The organism is Methylobacterium variabile (assembly GCF_001043975.1).
GTDB classification, from domain to species: Bacteria; Pseudomonadota; Alphaproteobacteria; order Rhizobiales; family Beijerinckiaceae; genus Methylobacterium; species Methylobacterium variabile.
Genome location: NZ_LABY01000406.1, coordinates 1 through 2,487, shown reverse-complemented (window position 1 = coordinate 2,487; position 2,487 = coordinate 1). Strand labels below are relative to the sequence as shown.

At 68.0% G+C, this 2,487-nt stretch carries 4 protein-coding genes; 1 reads left to right on the top strand and 3 read right to left on the bottom strand.

Annotated elements, in window-relative coordinates:
- Window positions 1-388 precede the first annotated feature (388 nt).
- Window positions 389-940 (top strand): hypothetical protein, encoded by a 552-nt coding sequence (locus VQ02_RS33550; protein WP_048448610.1) that lies wholly within the window; start codon window positions 389-391, stop codon window positions 938-940.
- Window positions 941-1,154: 214 nt separating this feature from the next.
- Here VQ02_RS33550 and VQ02_RS33545 read toward each other — a convergent pair whose 3' ends face one another.
- From VQ02_RS33545 to VQ02_RS38555, 3 genes are all read right to left on the bottom strand, one after another.
- A complete protein-coding gene (locus VQ02_RS33545; RefSeq protein WP_048448609.1) occupies window positions 1,155-1,640 on the bottom strand; it encodes a hypothetical protein in 486 nt (161 codons plus the stop codon).
- 48 nt (window positions 1,641-1,688) lie between these two features.
- Entirely contained in the window at window positions 1,689-2,171 is a 483-nt protein-coding gene (locus VQ02_RS33540; RefSeq protein ID WP_157080921.1) for a hypothetical protein, read from the bottom strand.
- Window positions 2,172-2,205: 34 nt separating this feature from the next.
- Window positions 2,206-2,487 (bottom strand): hypothetical protein (locus VQ02_RS38555; protein WP_167350822.1); only part of this gene is annotated, 282 nt, incomplete at its 5' end.

The window sequence follows — 2,487 nt, the reverse complement described above, 5'->3', positions numbered from 1 at the left end:
GACGGCGAGCACGCCCGGGACGTGCCACGATCGCATCGCGGGGCGGAAGCGCGCCCGCGGGAAGGTCTGCCTGAACCGAGGCAGCAGCGCCGGATCGGCGAAGGGAAACCGCACCTCCGCGCCGTCCGGGAGGGCCGTGACGGCGAAGGAGCCGATCGTCATCGTCATGGAGGTCGTCCCTTCCGATCGGAGCCCATCCGATCGCGGCCTCGGCTCGCAGGCTTGGCCAGGCCCGAGTCTAGAAGACGCCGCGGCGCCTGTCCTTCATCGTGTAGGACCGGCCTGGTGGGTGTGATCGCTCGACCACATCGAGGGGCCTGTGGCGCAGAACCCGTGCGCGTGGCTCCATGCTCACCGCAGCGTGCGACGATCCGGGAGGAGCGTGCGAATGACGACGATGCTCAGAGTGGGGGAGACCTGGGATCTGGCCCCGGCCGGCGAGGGGATGACCCTCCAGCTGGTGCCGGCCGGCGACCACGCGAGCCTCACCATCATCGTATCCCTGAGGAAGCCGGCGGCGAGCGAGATCAAGGCCCTCACGAAGAAGCCCTTGCAGTTCGGGGTGACACAGTCGCAGGTCCTGACCTGGGTGACGCTGTTTGGCGACCAACTCAGTTTCGACGCTCCCTATGCAAGCGGGATCGAGAAGAACAGCGCCGACATTCGCGCCTCCCTCTCCCATGTCGAGAGCTGGACGGACAAGACGCGCAACGCCGCGACGATTGTTGTGACCGACCCCAGGAACAAGGAAATCAAAGGCGTTCGCTTGATTTCTTTGAGCAAGACCTGGTGGAGCGTGTTCTCCCGATCGGTCGTGGCAGGGCCGGAGGTCCTGTCGCGGGAGACCTATGACGCCGCCTACATGAGCGACCAGAGGCGTTACCCGACTACGCAGCATCTGGTGCGCGCCGCAGAAATCATCGAGTCTGGTGGCGTGTGATCAGGTCACCGCCCGGATCGCATCCGCCATGCTGTAGTTCCTCACCAGCGGGGGTAGCATTCAACCCTTTTTGAATGAGGAGGCGGATCGCCTCAGAGCGCGTTCGTATCCGGTTATCAAATCGCCAGTTATCAATCGCCTCCACCTCATCGCGAGAGACCATGATTGGAACACGCACGTCCTTTGGTTGCTCTGTCATGAGACAAATCCCTGATCATGCCGTCCCGGCCGGCGGCCTGCTGAGGAGTTCGGCGCGGCTCATCCCATCGCCGATCCCCTGGGCGATCCGATCGTGGGCGGCGGCCTCGGTCATGTCGGGATCCCAGGTGTAGACCTCCCGGTGAGCCTCGACCTGGCGGCCGATCTCCCGAGGCCAGCGGCCGAGGGTGATCCAGGGCCAACCAGGCGCTGGGGGCTCGTAGAGCGCCAGGACCGGGTCGCCGGTGCCCGGCCGGCTCACGGCGGCGTCCGGGCCGGCTGAGAAGTCGAGGGCCCCGCCCTTGCGCGGTACGGGCCGGGCCAGGGCCGCGAGCAGCGCGTCGCGTTCCTTCGCGCTCTCGACGGCCCAGAGCTTCCAGGGCGTCTCGGTGGCGATATCGGCCGGCCACCGCCCAAGGCAGAGGTCCGGCAGCCCGGGGAGGTAGCCCTTGTACCAGACGATCGGCATCCAGGAGCTGATGGGTGCGTCGGGATCGGTCATCGAGCGCTCCGAGGGCGGCGGTGGGGATTTATTCGCCAGAGCAGTCGCTCAATTGGCCTGTTTGCGATCCGGCACCACGACCGGCATGTGGGGCATCTGGCTGCGCATCCGCGCGATGCGGTCGAGCGCGGCGGCTTCGGTGGCATCCGCCTCCCAGGTGTAGGCCTCGCGCTGTGCGCCGATCCCGAGCGCCACCTCGGGCGGCCAACGTCCGACGGTGAACCAGGGCCAGCCCGGCTCGGGCGGGAGGTAGAGGGCGATCACGCTGTCGCCCCTGATCGGCCCGCTCACCATGGCGTCGGGCCCGGACTTGAAGTCGAGGCCGCCGCCGCGGATTGCAACAGGCTTCGCAACCGACGCCAGCAGCGCGGCGCGCTCTTGAGGCGTTTCGACGATCCAGACTTTCCACGGGGTCTTGGCGGCGACCCCGGCGGGCCAGCGGCCGACGCAGAGGTCCGGCAGACCGGGGAGGAAGCCCCCGTACCAGACGATCGGCATCCATGATGTGAGGGGTCGGGTTGGGTCGATCATCGAGCGCTCCAAGCGCGGCGGGTGGTGCTTCGCGTCAGTACGGAGCGCGAATGATCTGCTCGGGGCGCACGAGCGCATAGTGGCCCTGGCCTGAGGCGGGTGCGAGGACGACGCGATCGGTTGCTGCGTCCATGCCCAGGATCCGCCACTCGCCCCCCTCGAGATCGATCACCTCGGCACCGTGACTGTCGTGGTGGGCGCCGCGGCCGGCGGCATGGACGATCTGGTCCCCGGCCAGTCCGAGGGCAGCCAGGCGCGCCACATCGCGGGCCTTGTCGCGGTCCGCGAGCGCCGCCGCCTCGGCATCCTCCTGCAC